The organism is Dyadobacter sp. CECT 9275, assembly GCF_907164905.1.
Taxonomy (GTDB): Bacteria; Bacteroidota; Bacteroidia; order Cytophagales; family Spirosomataceae; genus Dyadobacter; species Dyadobacter helix.
The window spans coordinates 1,013,133-1,031,665 of sequence record NZ_CAJRAF010000002.1 but is presented as its reverse complement, the minus strand read 5'-3'; the positions used below and the strand labels follow the sequence as shown (position 1 = coordinate 1,031,665).

Here is an 18,533-nt window from a genome sequence, read left to right as displayed (position 1 = left end):
ATCAGAGCACTTTGGATAACCCCGGAATGGGTACCGGGTAATTTCCGTCTTTGTCGGGTTTGACGGGAGGCTCGGCATCCCATGCAAACCTGTCGGGCATCAGTGTAAGATCTGAATGAAAGGCTTCATCCCATTCGACCAGTTTGCCTGAGTGAACTGCCATGCGTCCCAGAATGGTTGTCATAGTGCTTTTTGCCCCCCATTCGGTGTCATTCAGAGGCGTATTATTGCGAATGGCTGCAAACAGTACATTGTGCTCGATCTGATATGCGTTTTCCGAATCCTTATTCGGGTTCCGCCAAATCTGTTCGCCTTTGCTGTTTTTGATCCCGGCCTGAAGACTGGCAGAGCCCGTTGCTCCCTGAAACGTCGCCCCCCCTTTGTTCCAGGTACCGCTGATGTGCCGTATCTGGCTGTTGAGTTTGGTGCCGTCGGCGTACTCGTATTCGATGTAAAAATGATCGAAGATGTCACCATGGTCCGGACCTTTTAACGAGGACCGCCCGCCCATTCCCTGGGCACGGATCGGATAGCCGCCTTTGACCCAATTGACGATATCGGTGTTGTGAATTTGCAAGCCAGCTGGTGATCCCGCCCATAGCCAGTTGAAATATCTCCAGTTACGCATCTGAAACTCCATTTCCGTTTGTCCTGTTACACGCGGAACATTAGTGACTGGTCCGATGAGGTAATAATCCGTTGCCGAAATGATCCTGCCAATTGCTCCCTGTTGTATTTTTTTTACCATTTCCTGATAACCCGGATCGTACCGGTTCTGCAGACCTACCAACACTTTCAGGTTTTTTCGGGTAGCTTCCTTGCCGGTTTCAAGCACCTGACGAATCCCGGGGGCATCAGAAGCCAGCGGTTTTTCCATGAAAACGTGTTTCCCTGCTTTCACCGCAGCAGCGAAGTGCGAGGGCCTGAAAGCAGGAGGGGTTACCAGAAGTACCACGTCAGCGCAGGCAATGGCTTTTTCGTATGCATCAAAACCTACGAATTTCTGATTTTGAGGAACTTTGACAAAATCTTTAATCCTGCCGACTTTCATCAGTGTGGCGTAGGTTTCGTCCAGCTTGTCCTGAAAAACATCGGCCATGGCCACGAGTACTGCATTTGCGTTAGCACTTAGCGCATTGAGCGCGGCGCCTGCACCGCGACTTCCGCATCCGATGAGTGCAACTTTGATAGGGTCGTTGTTCAGGCTCCAGCCGTGGGCCTTCCCGGCAAAACCGGAGGCAGTCAGTATGCCACCGACTATGGCGGCGGACTCCTTCACAAAAGTACGGCGGCTGGGGAAAAGGGCAGGCTTGCTGTCTTCGTTCATAAGGCAGGTGTTAGTTTATTCAAATTCGAAAATTCCAAATTTTTCATATTCGTGAAAGTTACCACTGTTGGGTTGCCATGCCCATAAGGTTTCACCTTTGTCGTAGTCAATCCGGTAGAGATTTCCTTTCCATCGCGTACCCGAAACCGGAGCGTTTTTGAACAATGGTTTTAATAACTTAAAAGGGATAAATATTTCCGACGTCCAGCTGTTGGTATCGGCGCCACTTTTCTGTATACCATCCTGTACAGTTACAGCATGGCGTGTTTTGCGGTCGTCGGTGTAATGAAACGGAACCCAGCTGTTCAGTTGGCCATTTTCATTGTATATGTTTATCGGCAGCTCGTAATTCAAAGGGGATAACTCGTACTCGAAATAAGCCTGAACGGCCGGGTCTGGCTGAAGGAAAATTTCGATCACGTCTTCATTCCAGAGGTCCAGGAAATCTGCCTGCATGGTAGCAGTGAGTTTTTTGTCTTTACAAAAAAAGAGAAAATAAATACCCTTGTCAGAATACAGTACCTTCGCTTTGGTACTATATGTTTTTTGTCCTGAACTGAGTGGAGGGAGTATGGTCCAGTTGGTTTTATCCCAATGGATACCAGACCCTGTTCCGTCTATTGCGAAATCGACGGATTTTTTGATCACGAGAATATTATTTTCGGCCTGCCTCTCTTTGTTTACAGGGGCGGTAAACAGGATGGTCGACAAGAGGCAAAGGATATGGTAGACGGACGTCATGGCTTTCCTACTGTGTTAGGGTCAACGGAAACCATTTTTCGGCATTTTTTCTGTAAAGCTTGTCGATGACGACACGGGGCAGGTGCAGTGCCTCAAATTTTTCGCTTACCTCGGGTGCCTTCATCACCTGATCGGATGTAAAAAAAGCCCAATGGCTTTTCCAGGTTTCGTCCGCGTGTTTCAGAAAATCTTCAGGGGCCTGGCTATCGTCAAAAACCAGATCGGTAGAATAAAGTACCCGGTCCTGGTATTTGATAAAAAAGTCGTATACTTTTTGGTGATCCTGAACCGTCTGGTATTGGATGTGGGAGATTCGCTCGGCCATGTCTACCACCATGTTAGGGAATTTATCCAGTCTTTTGGCCAGTTCGTCCAGGCTCCATTCCAGGCTGGCCAGATGTGCGCCGTTAAAGCGCAGCCGGGGATGTTTAGCCAGCATATTATCCCTTGCTTCGATCTGTTTTTCGTACGAGGGGAATTCAGGGTGCAGAAACATATGGTATTCAGGATGGCCTGCAAAGTACTCACGGTCGTTTTTTACGGTCATTTTCTCGAGAGGCAGCCAGCAGTTTTTGGGCTCCCCCAGGTGACCCACCAGGGTTTTATTATTTTTTTCTATAAAATCCCAGATCGGGTCCAGGCGCGGATCATCAATCATAACAAATGTGCCCTTGCCGTCTTTATATTCCATTCCGATGTTCTTCCAGACCTTCACACCACAGGCGCCCCTGGCAAATGATTCACGCAGGTATCCAATCGTACGCTCCTGCCAGCTGCTGTCACCGATGTTTTCGATATGAAAGCTGGTTGTATAGGCAAAGCGATCCGCATGTTTCTTCAGGTGTTCGACAGCGAAATCCTGCTGTATTTCTATGGGTACATATTCTGGTGCGGCCACATTCAGGCTGAGCAGGCGGAAATTGTTTTTGGCGGCAAAATCCAGAAAGGCAGGGTTGAAGGAGTTAATATGAACGTGCGAGTCATATTTTTCTACGATAGGGTAGTCCTCCTGGCTATAATATTCCGAATTCCGGGTTTCGTTGCAGTTTTGCATAAGAACAAAAAAAGGTAGTATTCCAAAATAAAGATATTTTTTCATCAAACTAGCTTTTTACAATTTCCAGTTTTTTCTCTACCAGCAGAGAAACGGCCTCAATTGCCGAGGGGAACACATTTCTGAGATCAATGTCCTGGTTGTGAACCATTGAATTCTTGAGGGTCTGCATGAATATATTTTTGATTTCGGTAGCAAGATTTATCTTGCAAATCCCGTTTTTGATCGCCTCTTTCAGGCTGTCTCCCGGAATTCCCGAACCGCCGTGCAGTACCAGCGGAATGTGGGTGGCTGCCTGAATTTCCTTCAGGCGCTCCATGTCCAGTTTGGGTTCCTGTGTATAAAATCCGTGTGCCGACCCGATGGCTACCGCAAGAGCGTTGATACCCGTCTGTTCCACAAAATACTTTGCTTCGGCGGGATCCGTAAAGCCGGTTTTCTCTTTGGACTGGCCAAGTTTGGCGATATAGCCCAGCTCTGCTTCTACGTTGGCGTTGTACCTTGCGGCCAGTTCGACTACCCTTTGGGTGATCTCTATATTTTCTCCGAGCGATTTCTCACTGGCGTCGATCATCACGGAATCAAACCCCGCGTCTAGGCACTCGTGTACAAGGTCATAGGATCCGGAATGGTCCAGGTGAAGCCAGCCTTCTACCTGATATTCTTCAAGTGACGATTTGGCAAGATTCACCGCAACGGACAATCCCATATAGTCAATGGAGCTTTTGGTGAGCTGCAGAATCACTGGCTGGCCGAGATGCGATGCAGCCTGCATAATACCCCGCAGGGTTTCGTAGTTGTAAAAATTCGTAGCAAGCAGAGATGAATGGGTTTTCCGCATCTCTCTGAGCTTGTCAATCATGTTGCTTTTCGGCATAACCAAATCTTTCTTTAACGTTCTGATGTATATTACTGCCGGCAGAGAATGCACCTGTCCCTCCGGATGCGGTAGTGGAGTATGCACCTATCATATTGCCGAACTCCTGGCATGCGGGAAGGGGATGGCCGCCAACGAATTTGTGAATAAAGCCTGCGTTGAAGCTGTCGCCGGCTCCAATGGCGTCAACGACATCGGTGTTCAAAAACGCAGGCTGAAAAACCTCACCGTCGGGAGTGAAAAGCGCGGAACCTTCGTTGCCAAGTTTTACCACAATGGTGTTGGCCAAAGACTTAATGTGCCGGACGGCACTTTGTAAACTGCCGTGCCCGGTAAGGTGTAAGAGCTCTTTTTTGTTCGGCAGAAAAATATCCACATAGGGCAAAATACCTTCAAGGTCCATCTGCCATTCTTCGCCGGGATCCCATTGCGGATCGAAAGAGGTTGTAAGGCCTATTTCTTTCGCTTTTTTAAAAATAGAAGGGACATCTTTTCGGATCCCTTTTTGAATAAAAAAAGAGGAAAGATGCAAATGGCGCGATCTGCCGACAGTGGCCCAGTCAATATCTGTAAAAGCCAGGTCCTCCATTGCTCCTGGGTGTGTGATCATCGCCCTGTCTTCCCCGAAGTTCAGAACAACGGTCGCACCTGTTTTTAAATCTTCTCTTCTCAGGATCGCATCCGTGTTGACATGCTTGTTTTTCAGTGTGGCCAAAATCAGTTCTCCAAAGGAATCCTGGCCAACTTTACCAATAAAAGCCACTTTTGTGTCCAGGCTGCTCAGGTTACTGGCGAAGATCGCTGACGAACTTCCCAGGGTTACATTCATTTGCCTGGACAGTATCTCTTTGCCGATTTCAGGAAATGAATCGATCTGATTCAGGATAAAATCTATATTGAGTTCGCCTATAACGGATACGTCGAAATCTTTCATTTTTTATTTTTTTTCTCGGATAAGTGTAACGGTACTACTCTGAAAAAGGGTAAATGGTTACACCTCTCACTACCCGGGTGATGGTTTCTTTCTTCGATGGTTTATCGGGGGACAGGCCCAATTCCAGCGACTTGTAAAAACCGAGCAGTTGGGCTGGGAGGACACTCACAACGGAAAGCATCTCTTCGTCCACTGATTCACCGTTGGAAGATAGTTCGATGAGCAGGTCGGTATCGATTCCCTTTTTTGCAGTTTCAATGACTCCAATCCGGTAGAGTCCCCGTTCCCCCAGGCTTACAGCTTTTACCAGGTCGTTTTCGTATCGGTAAACGTGTGCATTGTTGGAAAAAAGATAAACGAGGAGCGTAGCTGCGTTGATAACGGCCTTGGGCCCGTGTCTGAATCCGAGGAAGGAATCAGACTTGCAAATGACAGTACCGTCGGTCAGTTCCTGAACTTTGAGGTCAGACTCGTTGGCTACCCAGCGCAATGGGCCGGAACCGAGAAAAACAACACGCTGAAAATCAAGCCTGGCTGCACTCCTGAGTGGCTGACTGTAATTTTCCAAAATGTTTTCTCCGAACTGAGAAAGGGTATCCACCTGAACGCGGAGAAGGCTGATGTCCGCAATACGTGCAATGAGCAGCCCGGCCAGCAGCATGGAGGTAAAGCTGCCTGTCATGGCAAGGCTTTGATCGTCCGCTTCTGGCGGAAGCAAAAATACTAGGGCTGTTTTTTTGCCGGGGACCGACGAAAGTGCCAACTGGCCTTCGGGATTACAGGTAATGATCAGGTGGTACACTTTTTCACAATATTCATCCGCTATATTGACCGCCGCCAGACTTTCAGGACTGTCTCCTGACCTGGCAAAGGATATCAGCAGCGTAGCGCTTTTATTTAAGTATTGCTCGGGGTGAAGGATCAGGTCCGTTGTGGCGATCGCCGTAGTCGTTTTTTTTGTGTGTTTCTGAAAGGGCCCCTGAAGTACATTCCCAATGAACGCGGAGGTACCTGCACCCGTCAGTACCACGGTCAGAGAATCTTCCGCAAAAGCTGAACGCAGAAAATCGCTCAGCTTTTCCTTGTTTTCGTATACAAGCTGCCATGTTTTTTGCCAGAGCCTGGGTTGCTGCGCAATCTCTTTGGCGGTCAGGTATCCTTCATTTTCCTGTAACTCAGCCAACGTAAACCCTAGCAGCTCTTTTGAAATGTTATATTGTTCCTTTAATAGTTTGCTTTCGGATGACATAATTTATTTCGTTTCATTTCATTACTGAAACAAAATTAATCATTTCCTTTCGTAAATAACAAATAATTTCATCATTTATCTTTTTAATCTTCTTTTAATTAATTTATACGAAGGAAACGAAATTAATATGTTAAATAGATTTATTTTTACGCATCAATTCAACCTGACTACCGGTAAGAAGTAAACCGGGCAAACTTTAAAAGGGAATCTATTTTATGAGAAAAGCCGGAGAAAAATCCACCGTCCAGAGGCGCGTCATTATTCTGGAAAGGTTGGAAGAGAAAGGGCAGGTGGATGTGGCCTCGCTCAGTAAAGAGCTAATGGTAAGTGAGGTAACGGTCAGGAATGACTTAAAACGATTGGAGCAGAAGAATGCGCTCATACGTGCCAGAGGTGGAGCAATGAAGATTGACAGGGTTGGTACCGACTTTGCTATTTCAGATAAGAACAAGCAGAACTTTGAGCAAAAAAAACGTATTGGCAAAGCAGCGGCAGCATTGATCGAGGAGGGCGATACGATCATTCTGGACTCCGGAACTACCACCATGGAGATCACCAGAAACCTGTCTGGCCTGTCTGAATTGACGGTGATCACCAACGCTCTGAATATTGCCGACCAGCTTGCCGAGCATCCCAAGGCCAATGTAATCGTTCCGGGAGGTTTTCTGCGCAAAAACTCCCTATCGCTCATTGGGTCAACGGCTGAGGAAAGCTTCAAAAATTATTTCTGTGATAAACTGTTCCTGGCGGTGGATGGCCTGAGTGTGGTGTACGGCCTGTCAACACCCAATGTGGAGGAGGCGCATCTCAACCGTGTTATGATCTCCATTTCCAAGCAGGTGATTGTGGTGGCAGATTCCAGTAAATTCCTGAAAAGGAGTTTCGCTTTCATGGCGCCGATCACCGCCATAGACGTGCTGATCACGGATGATGGTATTCCTTTGGAGGATCAGAAAAAGCTGGAAAGTGCTGGTGTTAAGGTGATTATAGTGTAGTGGTAAGGTGAAGTTACCCGTATTTTAAAGCATCAGGTTTCTGGAAACGCTTTCCAGAAACCTGATGCTTTAATCGAAACCGCTCAAAGCCTTTATCACGGATATGCGTTGTGCACGCGCACTACGAATATTTGGCCTGGGTTACTTAATACGCATCTGTGCTGGCGAAATCGTTTTTCCGGCTCATCCATTTGCCACCCGTAAAATCAGGAAATGTCACCGTTTCATTTCCAAGTTCGATGGAATTTTCGCTAAGCGGTGTAATAGCACTCCAGCTGGCAGCATCATAAACGTCCATCGGGGTTGGCTCCTTCCGTTTCGCGGCCTCAATAAACGCATTCATTACAAAAAAGTCGATTCCGTCGTGTCCTGTCTGGTATGCTTCTTTGCTCCACCTTTTCCAGAGCGGATGATCATATTTTTCGAGCCATTCTTTGGCATCATCCCAGCGTTCATGGTCATATTTCGACTGGCCTTCAATGTAGATGCCGTTATTGAGGTTCATCCAGATGCCTCCGGTACCCTGAACCCTGAAACCAAGAGAGTAAGGCCGGGGAAGGTTGGTATCATGTTGTAGCAGAATTGTTTCGCCGTTGGTACATTTGATATGCGTGGTCACTACATCACCCAGTTTAAACAAAACTTTGGTATTGGGATGGTCGGCACCACCTTTCTTTGCAATGTAGTTATGCAGCCCCCTGGCTTTCGTGGAAAACGAGTTCAAAGATTCAAAACGATTGCCTCTGTTAATGTCCAGCATCACAGCCAGTGGGCCTACACCATGTGTCGGGTAGAGGTCACCATTGCGGTTAACGGAGTGATTTGTGCGCCATTTTGCCTCGGAAAAGCCCTTTTCTCCAAATTCCGCGCCGCTGTTGTAGGGCGTTATGCCGTCGTTGAATTTCACGCCCCGCAAATCGTGCTGATAACCTCCCTGTAAATGGATCAGTTCTCCAAAAAGCCCCTGTCGCACCATGTTGGTGATGGCAAGGGTATCTCTGCGGTAACAGGCGTTTTCTAGCATCATCACCTGCGCGTTATTTTTTTCGGTACTGCGTACCACTTCAAAATGATCTTCCAGGGTGACACCCAGTACCACTTCCGTGGCAATGTACTTGAGTCCGCCTGCAAGGGCGTCCAGGATCATGGGTGTGTGTAATTCCCAGGGTGTAGCAATTATGACAGCGTCAATGCTTTTCGGATCCAGTAGTTTCCGGTAGGCGTAAGCATCGCCGGTAAAAATTTTGGGGAGAGGTTTTCCGGTATCTTTAAAAAGCTTTCTGCTCATTTCCAGCATTTTGGGCTCTATGTCGCAGATGGCAGTAATTTCTGTATCCGTCCGTTTCAGGAGTGTGCTGATATGCGCCTGTCCCCGCAGGCCTGTTCCGATCACTCCGATTTTTATTTTATCTGCGTAAGGTTTCGAAAGCGGATTGAAAGTACTGACCGCTGCAATACCGAGAGACATGTTTTTTACAAATTTTCTTCTTGAGTTATTCATGGGTTTGAAGGATTGCTTACTTGTGAATAGATGCGTCTGAGCAAAGAGCCGTAACCTTTCGTCTTTGTTCAAAGGTCCAATGTTTTCAGACGAAGATCATTTCATAAATCTGTTATAGAAAAAGCGGTTGTATTCCCGAAGTTTTACCAGGTACTCATCCAGGCCCAGTTGTTCTTCGTCGATGATAAGATACGTCATGTCAGCGGTACGATTGGCAAAATGACGGGTACGATCCTGTTCAAAGAAGTATTTTTTTGTATTGGTAGACATCCCCTTGGGGAGCATAGTTTTGCTCCATACTGTCACGAGTTCTTCAAACACCTTTTTTCTTCTTGCAAGCTGTTCCTGAACAATTCCTTCGGCCGCTTGCAGGTTTCTGTATGTTTCGGGGAGGTCGGTAAAACGTTGCTGATGAGCTGCTTTGATCGTAAATTCAAGGCTGGACAGGTCCTGATAAGTGAGTGCGGTGTGCTGAATCAACTGAGCCAGTGTTTTGAAAACGATGATATCCTGTTCATTTTCGAGGGCGCTGCTGTGGAGGTTCCTGTCGCAGATTGCGATAGCCATATTCATTTTTTTCAGAAGCTCGCCGGCAATACGGACCCGGTCCTTGTATTGTGTATTCCAGAACGGGTCATATTCCAGGGCGTCCCCTCTGGGAAGATCGGGGATGTGCGTTTTACCAATTTCGCCCCAGGCCCATACGCGCCTTTCAAAACTCTCCATAAAAAAGTAGGCACCTTCGGTGAGCAGGTAATACAGGGAATCTATTTCCGAGGATCCGTGTCCATATCTGTTCTTAAAGAAAATGTTGGTGAAATCTTTCAAACCCGGTGCGGCAGCATTCCACGAATAGGCCGCTGTGGTTGCAAAGCTGAGCATCCAAGCCTGCATCGGAAGGCCGGAGTCATCCCATGAGGTACGGATTACACCATCAAAAACTCCCTTTCCCATCGTTTCCTGCAGAAACTGATAAGAGTTTTCCAGGCTGCCGGGTTTTGTTTTTCCTTTTCCGTCACTGACGAAGAAGTAGGGTAAAAAAAGCTGTTCAATTCCCGGATTGGGGTCATAGGCATAAACCGGATGTCCAAGTGACCGGGCTTGTCTGGCATATTTCAGATCATGTGTTTCATAGTCGTATGATTCGGTCAGGATAATGCCCTTATGTGGTGTGACGGGTTTTTCCTGTTTCATTCCGGTGTGGTATACTTCCAGACGCCCTTTGGCCCAGCCCATTGGTGCTTCCCAGGTCATAATTCCCCGTCCCGATGCTTCGATCTTTTTGGCTGAGCGGTCTATAAACAGGTGATACAGCCCGCTTTTGCCAATTTCTTCTTCCTTTTTTTTGCAGGCCGGGCAGGCTCCCAGTTCATAGGTTTCGTCGGAACCGATATGGATATACTGTGACCCCGGTGTTGCCTCCATGGCATCTTTCCAGAGATCAGAAAGGAGGTCGTAAGAGCCGTCCTTCAACGGGCAGAACTCGAAATTAGAAGCTGGCAATTCCCGTAAATGCGCAAACTGAGGCCATTTTAAAATAAAACTGACGTGCCCAAGGCCTTGTACAAGCGGGACGATCTGGATATGGTATTTGTGAGCATACGCTGTTATTTCCTGTATTTCTTTCATTGTGAATGCCCCGGGAGCGCCTATTTCCGGATGGCTGGGGTATTCAAATTTGTCTTCCCATTCCCACACGAGCATATTGACCTTGTAGGCAGCTAGGTCCCGGATCAAACTTTCCACGTAACTACGCTTGTCCTGGTGATGTTTGGTATCATAATGCACCGCACGTACCTTGGTATCGGGCCAGTCCTTTATGGTTACTCCCGGAATATAGGCTTCCCTGCCTTTTCGTTGTATCAATTGCAGGGCCGTTTGAACTCCGTAAAACAGACCGCTCTCTGTTGAAGCGCTAATGGTGAGTGAGTTGGGTTCAGACACGAGCGAATAACCTTCGCTACCTATTTTTTTGTCTCCGTTTTTACGGGTCAGGATAATGGACCCCCTTGAAGGTTTGGTCGATATTTTTGCGCTGATCCCTGTTACGCTGGTAAGATGCTTTAATAATTCGCCTGCTGCAAACCGGTCGTTTTCCGAAGCGTTTTTGTCCAGTACTATATTCGTTTCGTTTCCAAAGGTAAAATTCTCATTGCTGGTCCTGACTTCCTTCGGGTACGGTATCAGGGAAATCCCCTGAGCCGATAAAGTCCCTGGCTGACCGTAAACCTGGTAAGCACCTGTCAGAAAAAGCACAGACAGGATACGTATATTAAAACGAAACAAACGGTTTAAAAAGTGATGGTCAATCTTCATAATCGTTATTTAAATTCTAGAAAGTAAAGGTAACGTAAAATAATTTCTTTCAAAATATTTCAAATTATTATTTATTTTAATTTTAACCTTTCGATTACCTTTTGTAGTTTAGCAAATGGAAGCCTGATGTAATCTATCCTGTACTATATTTTCCATCTTTTAAGTACTGAGAATTCTGCCAGAGACTTATTAGTATTTACGTCCATCCTACTGCGGTGGGCTATGTCTTGTGTTGCTGCAACATGGGCAGGCGTGTCAGGCTATACCGGTATCATTTTAAACTTCTGAAAGAAAAGACAAATTCATGAAAATCAGACCCTGGGTTCTTTACACATTTATTACAACACTGTTTTGGGGAGTTTGGGGCGCATTCATAGAAATTCCTGAAAAAGCAGGCTTTCCTGCAACGCTGGGTTACTGTGTTTGGGCACTTACGATGATCCCCTGTGCCCTGGTAGCGCTGAGGATCGGCAACTGGCGGCTCGACAGAGACAAAAGATCTGTTTTGATCGGAACGATGGTGGGCATGCTGGGGGCCCTGGGGCAGCTTTTACTTTTTCAGGCGTTGCGGACTGGTCCTGCCTATATGGTTTTTCCCATTATTTCTCTTTTCCCGGTAGTTACGGTCATTCTTTCCGCCATGTTTCTGAAGGAGCGTCCGAGCAGGAAACAAGGGTGGGGGATCGGCATTGCTATGGCGGCCATTTTGTGCCTGTCGTATCAGCCTCCAAGCCATAGCAATTTTAATGGGTATCTCTGGTTGTTGTTGTCGATTGTGGTTTTTTTTATGTGGGGAGTTCAGGCTTTTGCCATGAAATTCGGGAATGACAGCATGACAGCCGAAAGTATCTTTTTCTATATGACCATTACCGCGTTGGCATTTGTCCCCGTGGCTGTGCTGATGACAGATATGTCGGAGGCGATTAACTGGGGATTCAAAGGGCCATATCTGACCGCAATCATTCAGGTTTTCAACGCGATAGGGGCTCTGGCACTCGTATATGCGTTGCGGTATGGGAAGGCGATCATTGTAGTACCTATCACGGCACTGGCGCCGGTGCTCACCATTGTGATCTCCCTTTTTCTGTATGCAGTAGTACCTCATGCAATTGTCCTCATTGGGATGGTACTGGCTGTTGCTGCGATTTATACACTGGCCGAATAGCGCTCACTGTCTGCTTGCAGCACGGCCCGAACGATTTCTGTGGTTCAGGAGACGCTCGGGTCTCTTTGTTCAAAAATGATTCTTAACCATAAACCAACCAGAATATGATCCGGATTTCTCTTGGGATTTTAATGCTTTTAGTTTCCTGTTCAGGCAAGGAAAAAAATATTGCTGAAGAAGATACCTGCAATGGAACCTGTTTTACCTGTGAAGCAGCCCCGGAAGGGACTATTTTTTGTGATGATTTTGAGAATAATGTTCCGCTGAAGGAAAAGTACTTTGAATACAATGATGCGGGAGGCCGTTTCATTCTGCAGGATCACGTAGGCCAGGGAGGGAGCAGGGGGATGAAAGTGGTATTCAGAAAAGGGGATGTCGATGTAGGCGCGTTGAGAAAATCCATCGGGCGCACTCCCGGCGACTATATTAGCAAGAATGCTTCTTCTCCCGAAAAAGATTTCAATGAAATTTACTGGCGGGTGGACCTGAGGCGCCAGGCTGGCTGGAAAGGTGGCGGCGCCGATAAACTTACCCGGGCTACGGTAATGGCCAATGAAGCCTGGGCGCAGGGGGCAATCGGACATTTGTGGTCGTCAGGGAATTACCTGGTGATGGATCCTGCCAGTGGAATAGACGAGGCCGGTAATCTGGTCACTACCAAGTACAATGATTTTGATAAACTGAGGTGGAATCTCGGTAAAAAGCTCGGTACTACTGATATGTACAGCGACGCCACTGCGGGTGAATGGTTTTGTGTGGAGGGTCACATGAAGCTGAATACCCCTGGAAACAAGGATGGTATTTTTGAATTCTGGATCAACGATCAGCTTCAGGGGATTACCACCGGAATGAACTGGCATGGAAACTGGAACAGCGATGCCCGGAACATGAAGATTAATGGCGTGTTCTTCGAAAATTATTGGAACAATGGTTCCGTACAGGATCAGGAGCGCTATATGGATAATATTGTTATTTCAACGAAAAGAATAGGTTGCTCATGCGGCAAGTGAAGGAAATGCGCCCCGGGTTGTTTCTATAACCCTTGCGGTGCTTTGTCTTTATCATAAAGTTTCAAAGCAGTGGGATAAATAATAATACGAAAGGTTTTTTGATAAAAAATAAGGTTTAGAAAAATAAATTTTATTAAATAATAAGCATATATAAATTTTGTGTTATATTTGAACATCCAAATATAATTTCTTCATCATAAGCTAGAATACTGGTGCCATACAACGCTCTTTGGGACATACAGCGGAGCACGTAGGACATATCCGAATTGGCAGAAAATATAATCCGCGCCTTATTGTACACGCTTGTGTTGGTAAGACAGTATACGTATAGTATATATGGTTCGCTCTGTACTGTATGCTGAGCATGAAGGCAGAACTGATTGTGATCGATCTGCAAAGGCCTGCGGGGGAATTGTGCAGGAGGGAGGTGTACGCAGTAGCGAAACGATGCAAAATAGCCTTGATGAATTTGACAATTACCACCAACTATCTAATCCTTATACTCATATCCCTTAAATTAAACTTAATGAAACTAAACAATCTACTCCCAAGATCATTTATACTATGCATATCCCTGATGCTGTGCATAGACGCTGCGCTGGCTCAGGTCCGGACGATTACCGGAACCGTAACGGACGGAGAGAATCAGACGCTCCCCGGAACGACGGTGCTCGTAAAGGGCACAACCACAGGTACCATCACCGATGCCAAAGGGAACTACGTGATAGAGGTACCTGCTTCTGCCAGGTCTCTGGTATTTTCCTTCACCGGGTTTGTACTTCAGGAAATCCAGGTAGAGGGAAGGTCACAGATCAACGTGAAAATGTTGCCGGATGCCAATCAGCTCTCCGAGGTGGTTGTTACCGCTTTTGGTATCGAACGTGAAAAAAAGGCTCTCGGATATTCCGTTCAGGTGGTGGACGGAGCCAAACTGACCGAAGCCAGGGAATCCAATGTAGCAAACTCCCTGAAAGGGAAAGTGGCCGGTTTGCACGTAAACCCGTCGAGCGGTGGTGCGGGTGGTTCCAGTTATGTGATGATCAGAGGGAACAGCTCCCTGGCCGGTAACGGCCAGCCACTGTATGTAGTGGATGGTGTACCCATTGACAACCAGACGCTTGACGGAGCCAGGGTAGATAGTGGCAGGGATTATGGCGACGGGATCAATAACATCAATCCGGATGATATCGAAAATGTAACGGTTTTGAAAGGACCGGCTGCGGCCTCTATTTATGGAGCCAGGGGGTCCAACGGTGTCATCCTGATTACAACAAAAAAAGGAACCCGCGGACGTGGAATTGGTGTGGATATCAACTCAAACCTTACCATAGAACGCCCGAATGTTATCCCTACCCAGCAGAATGTATGGGGTGGGGGATATGCAGGAACGTATGGATCGCTGGGAAGCAAAACGATCGACGGTGTAGCCTATTCCACCTGGCCAAGCTGGCTGGCAGATAGCTGGGGCGGTAAAATGGACGGCAGGCCTATCATCATTGACCGCTGGCCCGAAGCCGGTCCCGTTCCTTACACCGGGCAGCCATCAGACAACATCAAGGATTTCTTTAAGACAGGCGTTACCAAAACCAATACCATTGGCGTTTCGGGCGGAGCGGGTGCTGTGACCTACCGTGTGTCGGTATCAGATATGCACAACAAGGGAATTATTCCCAATACAAAACTGGAAAGACAAACGGTGAACCTCCGCCTTTCAGCAGATGTGTCGTCGAATTTGTCTGTCGACGGAAAGATCAACTATGTTCGCCAGCGTGCTACCAACAGGCCGCAGATCAATTCCTATTCTCAAAATCCCATGACGGCTCTGAACCTCTTACCCAGATTCATGAGTCTTGACAGACTGAAAACTTATAAAAAGGAAGACGGTACCATGACGCGCGTCAATGGGTCGCTGAACCCGTACTGGACTGTAAACGAACTGACAGGTTTCGACACACGTGACAGGGTGATCGGATTTATCTCTGCCAAATACAAGTTCACCAACTGGCTGTCGCTGCAGGCCCGCACGGGAACTGACTTTTATACCGATGTGCGTTATGAGCAGATCAACCAGTATACCAGTGGGGAAAACGGGCGAGTGACCAACAATCAGTTTTTTGTGAAAGAAGGGAACAGTGATCTTTTGCTGAGCGCAGCAGGAAAGCTGTCAGGCAAATGGTCTGGCTCGTTCTCGCTCGGGGCCAACCATCTGGACAGAAATCAGGAGGTGGTAGGTAATACAGGTACTAACCTCAACGTACCGGGACTGTATTACATCGGCAACACCAGAAACGTAACGCCACGGCAATATACCACCCGCAAGAAAATGAATTCGGTGTATTTTACAGGGCAAATTGCCTATGAGAACTTTCTTTTTGTAGATGTAACGGGCAGAAATGACTGGTCTTCGACATTGGGAAATAAAAATCAATCGTTTTTTTATCCGTCCGTTGCAACCAGTTTTGTGTTCTCGGATGTCGCCCGTTGGAACAAGGACATTCTGACTTACGGTAAGCTAAGGGCTTCCTATGCCGAGGCGGGGAATGATGCAAGTCCCTATCAGACCCAGGCAGGATATACCGTTACCAGCAGTACCACCTATAATGACCAGCCGTTTGCCAATATACGTACAAATATTCCGCTGACAAACCTGAAAAACGAGTTGAAACGCTCCTATGAGTTTGGTGCGGAATTACGGTTCCTGAACAACAGATTGGGACTTGATGTTACCTACTACAACGCTTCGACCGTCAACCAGATTCTTCCGCTCGAAATTTCGGCGACAACAGGATATGATACCCGTTTGATCAACGCCGGAGAAATACGCAACAGTGGCTACGAGATATTTCTGACTGCGGTACCTGTGAAAACTAAGAACTTCAACTGGGATGTGTCGCTCAATCTTTCAAACAATAAATCAAAAGTGGTTTCGCTCGCTCCCAATATCAGCACGCTGACATTGATGGATCCGGGGTACGGTGCCAGTATCCAGGCGCGTACCGGAGAAGCATTTGGTAATATTGTAGGTTATCGTTTTCTGAGAAATGAAAATGGCGACAAACTCTTAACGGCAGAAGGAAAATACCAGCGTGCGGCAGATCTGGAAGTACTGGGCCGGATCCAGCCTGATTACCTGGCCGGACTGACCAACACATTGACTTACAAGGCCATTTCATTGAGTGCATTGGTGGATGTTCGTAAGGGCGGGCAGATATTGTCCTATTCTAAACTGAACCAGATGGCAAAAGGTACCGGGAAATTTACCGAAAACCGCGAAAACCTGATTGCCGACGGGGTGATAGAAACGGGTAACGGAGAATATACAAAAAGTACGATCGTGATACCCGCGGAAGATTATTACGCAGGAGCCGGGCCGTGGAATAACATCGGAGAAACACAGGTAATAGATGCGGACTATGTTGCGCTGAGAGAATTCACAATCGGGTATAATCTGAAATCCCTTTTCAAGGCGAATAAATTTTTCAAGACTGTGAAGCTATCCGTTGTGGGCAGGAACCTGTTTTACTTCTACCGCGATGCACAGTTTAAGGAGATGGGGATCAGTCCGGAAACAGCTTTCAGTACCGCCACTGCGGCACAGGGCTACGAAACCGTGGCAATGCCAACGACCAGAAGTGTTGGTTTCAATCTGTCTCTTTCATTCTAGTTTAAATTTTCAACAGAAACGATCATGAAATTATATTCAAAGAAAATCCTGACGGGACTGGCAGCATTTGTTGCCGTTTGTGCGGGATCCTGTACCTCAGATTTTGAGAAGATCAACACCGATCCCACACTGGTGACAGAGGAAATTATCAAACCTTCCATGTTGCTTACTTCAGTGCAGAAATATTCGGTATTCAGTACCTACAATCTGAGTATTGTGGCGGAGTATTCGGGTTATTATTCTAATGGTGCATCGGGCTCCATCTTTCAGAACGCCAACTGGAATGATCCCTTCAACGAGTACTACCGCAATTATCTGATCAATACGGCTGAGATAGTCCGCCTTACTTCCAAGGATCCGAAGCTGGTCAATCAGCATGCAATGGGGAGGATATGGAAGGTATGGCTTTATTCACAGCTGACCGATCTGTATGGTGATGTGCCTTATTTTGAAGCCGTACAAAACGTAGCGAATGTGATTAACCAGCCGAAGTACGATTCGCAGCAGGAAATATACAAAGACCTCCTGAAGGAACTGAAAGAGTCGGCCGCGGCACTGAATGCTGACCCCACCCTGCCATCTTTCGGCGCGGCGGATATCGTGATGCAGGGGAACGTGGATAAATGGAGACGATTTGCCAATTCATTGCGTCTGCGTCTGGCAACACGCATCCGCTACGCAGATGAGGCACTTGCAAAACAGCATATTGCGGAAGTAGTTACGGCTCCTTTGATAGATGATAATTCGTTCAATGTATTTCTTACTACCGTTAACGGTTCCGACACCAGAAACAGAAACCCACTTTGGAACGATCCGCTCAATGATTATCCGCAATCGGTATCTTTCACAGTGACCGAAACCTTGAAAATGCTGAAAGACCCGCGGCTACCTGTATTTCTGCTACCTGCAACGGACGGCGTGTCGGGGTACCGGGGCAGGCCGATTGCCGTACTGCCTGACGAAAAAAACTATACGATAGAAAACAGTGCAAGTCAGCAGAAGTTCTTCAGGGAAGCGGTGTATCCGATCATGATCATGAATGCGGCGGAGGTATCATTCCTGAAAGCAGAAGCTGCGCTGGCGGGTTATACCTCAGAAAATGCGCAGGCGCTTTTCACCAAGGGAATTACACAGTCGCTGACACAATATAAGGTAACCAACGAAGCTACTGCTTCCTATCTGGCGTCGGCAGCGGCAACGCTAAAAGGATCGCAGGAGGAAAAGCTGGAACAGATCATTGTTCAGAAATTCCTTGGTAATTATTTCCAGATTAATGAAGGATATGCGGAATTCAGAAGAACGGGCTATCCCAAAATATGGACAGGCTCAGACAAGGGAAGTACGGGCGGAGAAATTCCGCGCAGGCTTACTTATCCGCTGGACGAATATTCAAAAAATGAAACCAATATTAAAGCTGCGGTTCAGCGCCTTTCAAAGGGGGATACGTATATGAGCCGGATATGGTGGGATGCAAAAGCGGGGCTTCCTTTCCATCACCCCAGACAAGGCCAGTATCCGCCAGAAATGTATTGAAATAGTTAGGATTGGAATTGGATCATGAACAAAATGGCAGTGGCATTCGGTAAGCCGGATGTTCCATTGTCATTTTGTTTTGTAGTAATTTTGGATGAAGGGGGTGGTTTGAGTGTATGTTCTTGTCATAATTAGTTACACAGGTCTTCGTATTTATAACTTTTCCT

The 18,533-nt window shown here is 47.0% G+C and carries 13 protein-coding genes; 5 read left to right on the top strand and 8 right to left on the bottom strand.

Annotation, left to right across the window (positions count from 1 at the left end; translation table 11 throughout):
- Position 1: 1 nt before the first annotated feature.
- The 6 genes from KOE27_RS12290 to KOE27_RS12265 are packed head-to-tail and all read right to left on the bottom strand — an operon-like array spanning position 2 to position 6,182.
- Positions 2–1,327: a Gfo/Idh/MocA family protein gene (locus KOE27_RS12290; RefSeq protein ID WP_215239177.1), complete on the bottom strand. Its 1,326-nt coding sequence runs from the start codon at positions 1,325–1,327 to the stop codon at positions 2–4.
- Positions 1,328–1,342: 15 nt separating this feature from the next.
- On the bottom strand, positions 1,343–2,068 hold the full coding sequence (locus KOE27_RS12285) for a carbohydrate-binding family 9-like protein (protein WP_215239176.1): 726 nt from the start codon (positions 2,066–2,068) through the stop codon (positions 1,343–1,345).
- A 7-nt stretch (positions 2,069–2,075) separates the two neighbouring features.
- Positions 2,076–3,167, bottom strand: coding sequence for an amidohydrolase family protein (locus KOE27_RS12280; protein ID WP_229252751.1), 1,092 nt, complete (start codon positions 3,165–3,167; stop codon positions 2,076–2,078).
- 4 nt (positions 3,168–3,171) lie between these two features.
- The gene (locus KOE27_RS12275; protein WP_215239175.1) at positions 3,172–3,999 is read right to left on the bottom strand and encodes a class II fructose-bisphosphate aldolase; all 828 of its coding nucleotides are present in this window, start codon (positions 3,997–3,999) and stop codon (positions 3,172–3,174) included.
- Positions 3,977–4,933, bottom strand: coding sequence for a carbohydrate kinase family protein (locus KOE27_RS12270; protein WP_215239174.1), 957 nt, complete (start codon positions 4,931–4,933; stop codon positions 3,977–3,979). Before KOE27_RS12270 ends, KOE27_RS12275 begins: the two co-directional genes overlap by 23 nt.
- A gap of 34 nt (positions 4,934–4,967) precedes the next feature.
- Positions 4,968–6,182 (bottom strand): SIS domain-containing protein, encoded by a 1,215-nt coding sequence (locus tag KOE27_RS12265; protein WP_215239173.1) that lies wholly within the window; start codon positions 6,180–6,182, stop codon positions 4,968–4,970.
- Positions 6,183–6,397: 215 nt separating this feature from the next.
- On the opposite strand from KOE27_RS12265, the gene agaR reads away from it, so the two are divergent.
- A complete protein-coding gene (gene agaR / locus KOE27_RS12260) occupies positions 6,398–7,177 on the top strand; it encodes a transcriptional repressor AgaR (RefSeq protein WP_215239172.1) in 780 nt (259 codons plus the stop codon).
- A gap of 145 nt (positions 7,178–7,322) precedes the next feature.
- On the opposite strand, the gene KOE27_RS12255 is transcribed toward agaR, so the two are convergent.
- Positions 7,323–8,678, bottom strand: coding sequence for a Gfo/Idh/MocA family protein (locus KOE27_RS12255; RefSeq protein WP_215239171.1), 1,356 nt, complete (start codon positions 8,676–8,678; stop codon positions 7,323–7,325).
- 96 nt (positions 8,679–8,774) lie between these two features.
- The gene (locus KOE27_RS12250) at positions 8,775–10,994 is read right to left on the bottom strand and encodes a beta-N-acetylhexosaminidase (RefSeq protein ID WP_215239170.1); all 2,220 of its coding nucleotides are present in this window, start codon (positions 10,992–10,994) and stop codon (positions 8,775–8,777) included.
- A 304-nt stretch (positions 10,995–11,298) separates the two neighbouring features.
- Between KOE27_RS12250 and KOE27_RS12245 the strand changes: the two genes are divergently transcribed.
- From KOE27_RS12245 to KOE27_RS12230, 4 genes are all read left to right on the top strand, one after another.
- On the top strand, positions 11,299–12,159 hold the full coding sequence (locus tag KOE27_RS12245; protein WP_215239169.1) for a DMT family transporter: 861 nt from the start codon (positions 11,299–11,301) through the stop codon (positions 12,157–12,159).
- A gap of 104 nt (positions 12,160–12,263) precedes the next feature.
- Complete coding sequence (locus tag KOE27_RS12240; protein WP_215239168.1) at positions 12,264–13,169, top strand: hypothetical protein; 906 nt, start codon at positions 12,264–12,266, stop codon at positions 13,167–13,169.
- Positions 13,170–13,695: 526 nt separating this feature from the next.
- A complete protein-coding gene (locus KOE27_RS12235) occupies positions 13,696–16,833 on the top strand; it encodes a SusC/RagA family TonB-linked outer membrane protein (RefSeq protein WP_215239167.1) in 3,138 nt (1,045 codons plus the stop codon).
- Between the two features lie 24 nt (positions 16,834–16,857).
- Positions 16,858–18,366: a SusD/RagB family nutrient-binding outer membrane lipoprotein gene (locus KOE27_RS12230; RefSeq protein ID WP_215239166.1), complete on the top strand. Its 1,509-nt coding sequence runs from the start codon at positions 16,858–16,860 to the stop codon at positions 18,364–18,366.
- Positions 18,367–18,533: the final 167 nt, after the last annotated feature.

Coding starts and splice junctions, on each gene's coding strand:
- KOE27_RS12275 (WP_215239175.1), bottom strand. CDS start 3,999: ATGCCGAAAAGCAACATGATTGACAAGCTCAGAGAGATGCGGAAAACC.
- KOE27_RS12265 (WP_215239173.1), bottom strand. CDS start 6,182: ATGTCATCCGAAAGCAAACTATTAAAGGAACAATATAACATTTCAAAA.
- KOE27_RS12290 (WP_215239177.1), bottom strand. CDS start 1,327: ATGAACGAAGACAGCAAGCCTGCCCTTTTCCCCAGCCGCCGTACTTTT.
- KOE27_RS12250 (WP_215239170.1), bottom strand. CDS start 10,994: ATGAAGATTGACCATCACTTTTTAAACCGTTTGTTTCGTTTTAATATA.
- KOE27_RS12255 (WP_215239171.1), bottom strand. CDS start 8,678: ATGAATAACTCAAGAAGAAAATTTGTAAAAAACATGTCTCTCGGTATT.
- KOE27_RS12245 (WP_215239169.1), top strand. CDS start 11,299: ATGAAAATCAGACCCTGGGTTCTTTACACATTTATTACAACACTGTTT.
- KOE27_RS12270 (WP_215239174.1), bottom strand. CDS start 4,933: ATGAAAGATTTCGACGTATCCGTTATAGGCGAACTCAATATAGATTTT.
- agaR (WP_215239172.1), top strand. CDS start 6,398: ATGAGAAAAGCCGGAGAAAAATCCACCGTCCAGAGGCGCGTCATTATT.
- KOE27_RS12230 (WP_215239166.1), top strand. CDS start 16,858: ATGAAATTATATTCAAAGAAAATCCTGACGGGACTGGCAGCATTTGTT.
- KOE27_RS12240 (WP_215239168.1), top strand. CDS start 12,264: ATGATCCGGATTTCTCTTGGGATTTTAATGCTTTTAGTTTCCTGTTCA.
- KOE27_RS12280 (WP_229252751.1), bottom strand. CDS start 3,167: ATGAAAAAATATCTTTATTTTGGAATACTACCTTTTTTTGTTCTTATG.
- KOE27_RS12235 (WP_215239167.1), top strand. CDS start 13,696: ATGAAACTAAACAATCTACTCCCAAGATCATTTATACTATGCATATCC.
- KOE27_RS12285 (WP_215239176.1), bottom strand. CDS start 2,068: ATGACGTCCGTCTACCATATCCTTTGCCTCTTGTCGACCATCCTGTTT.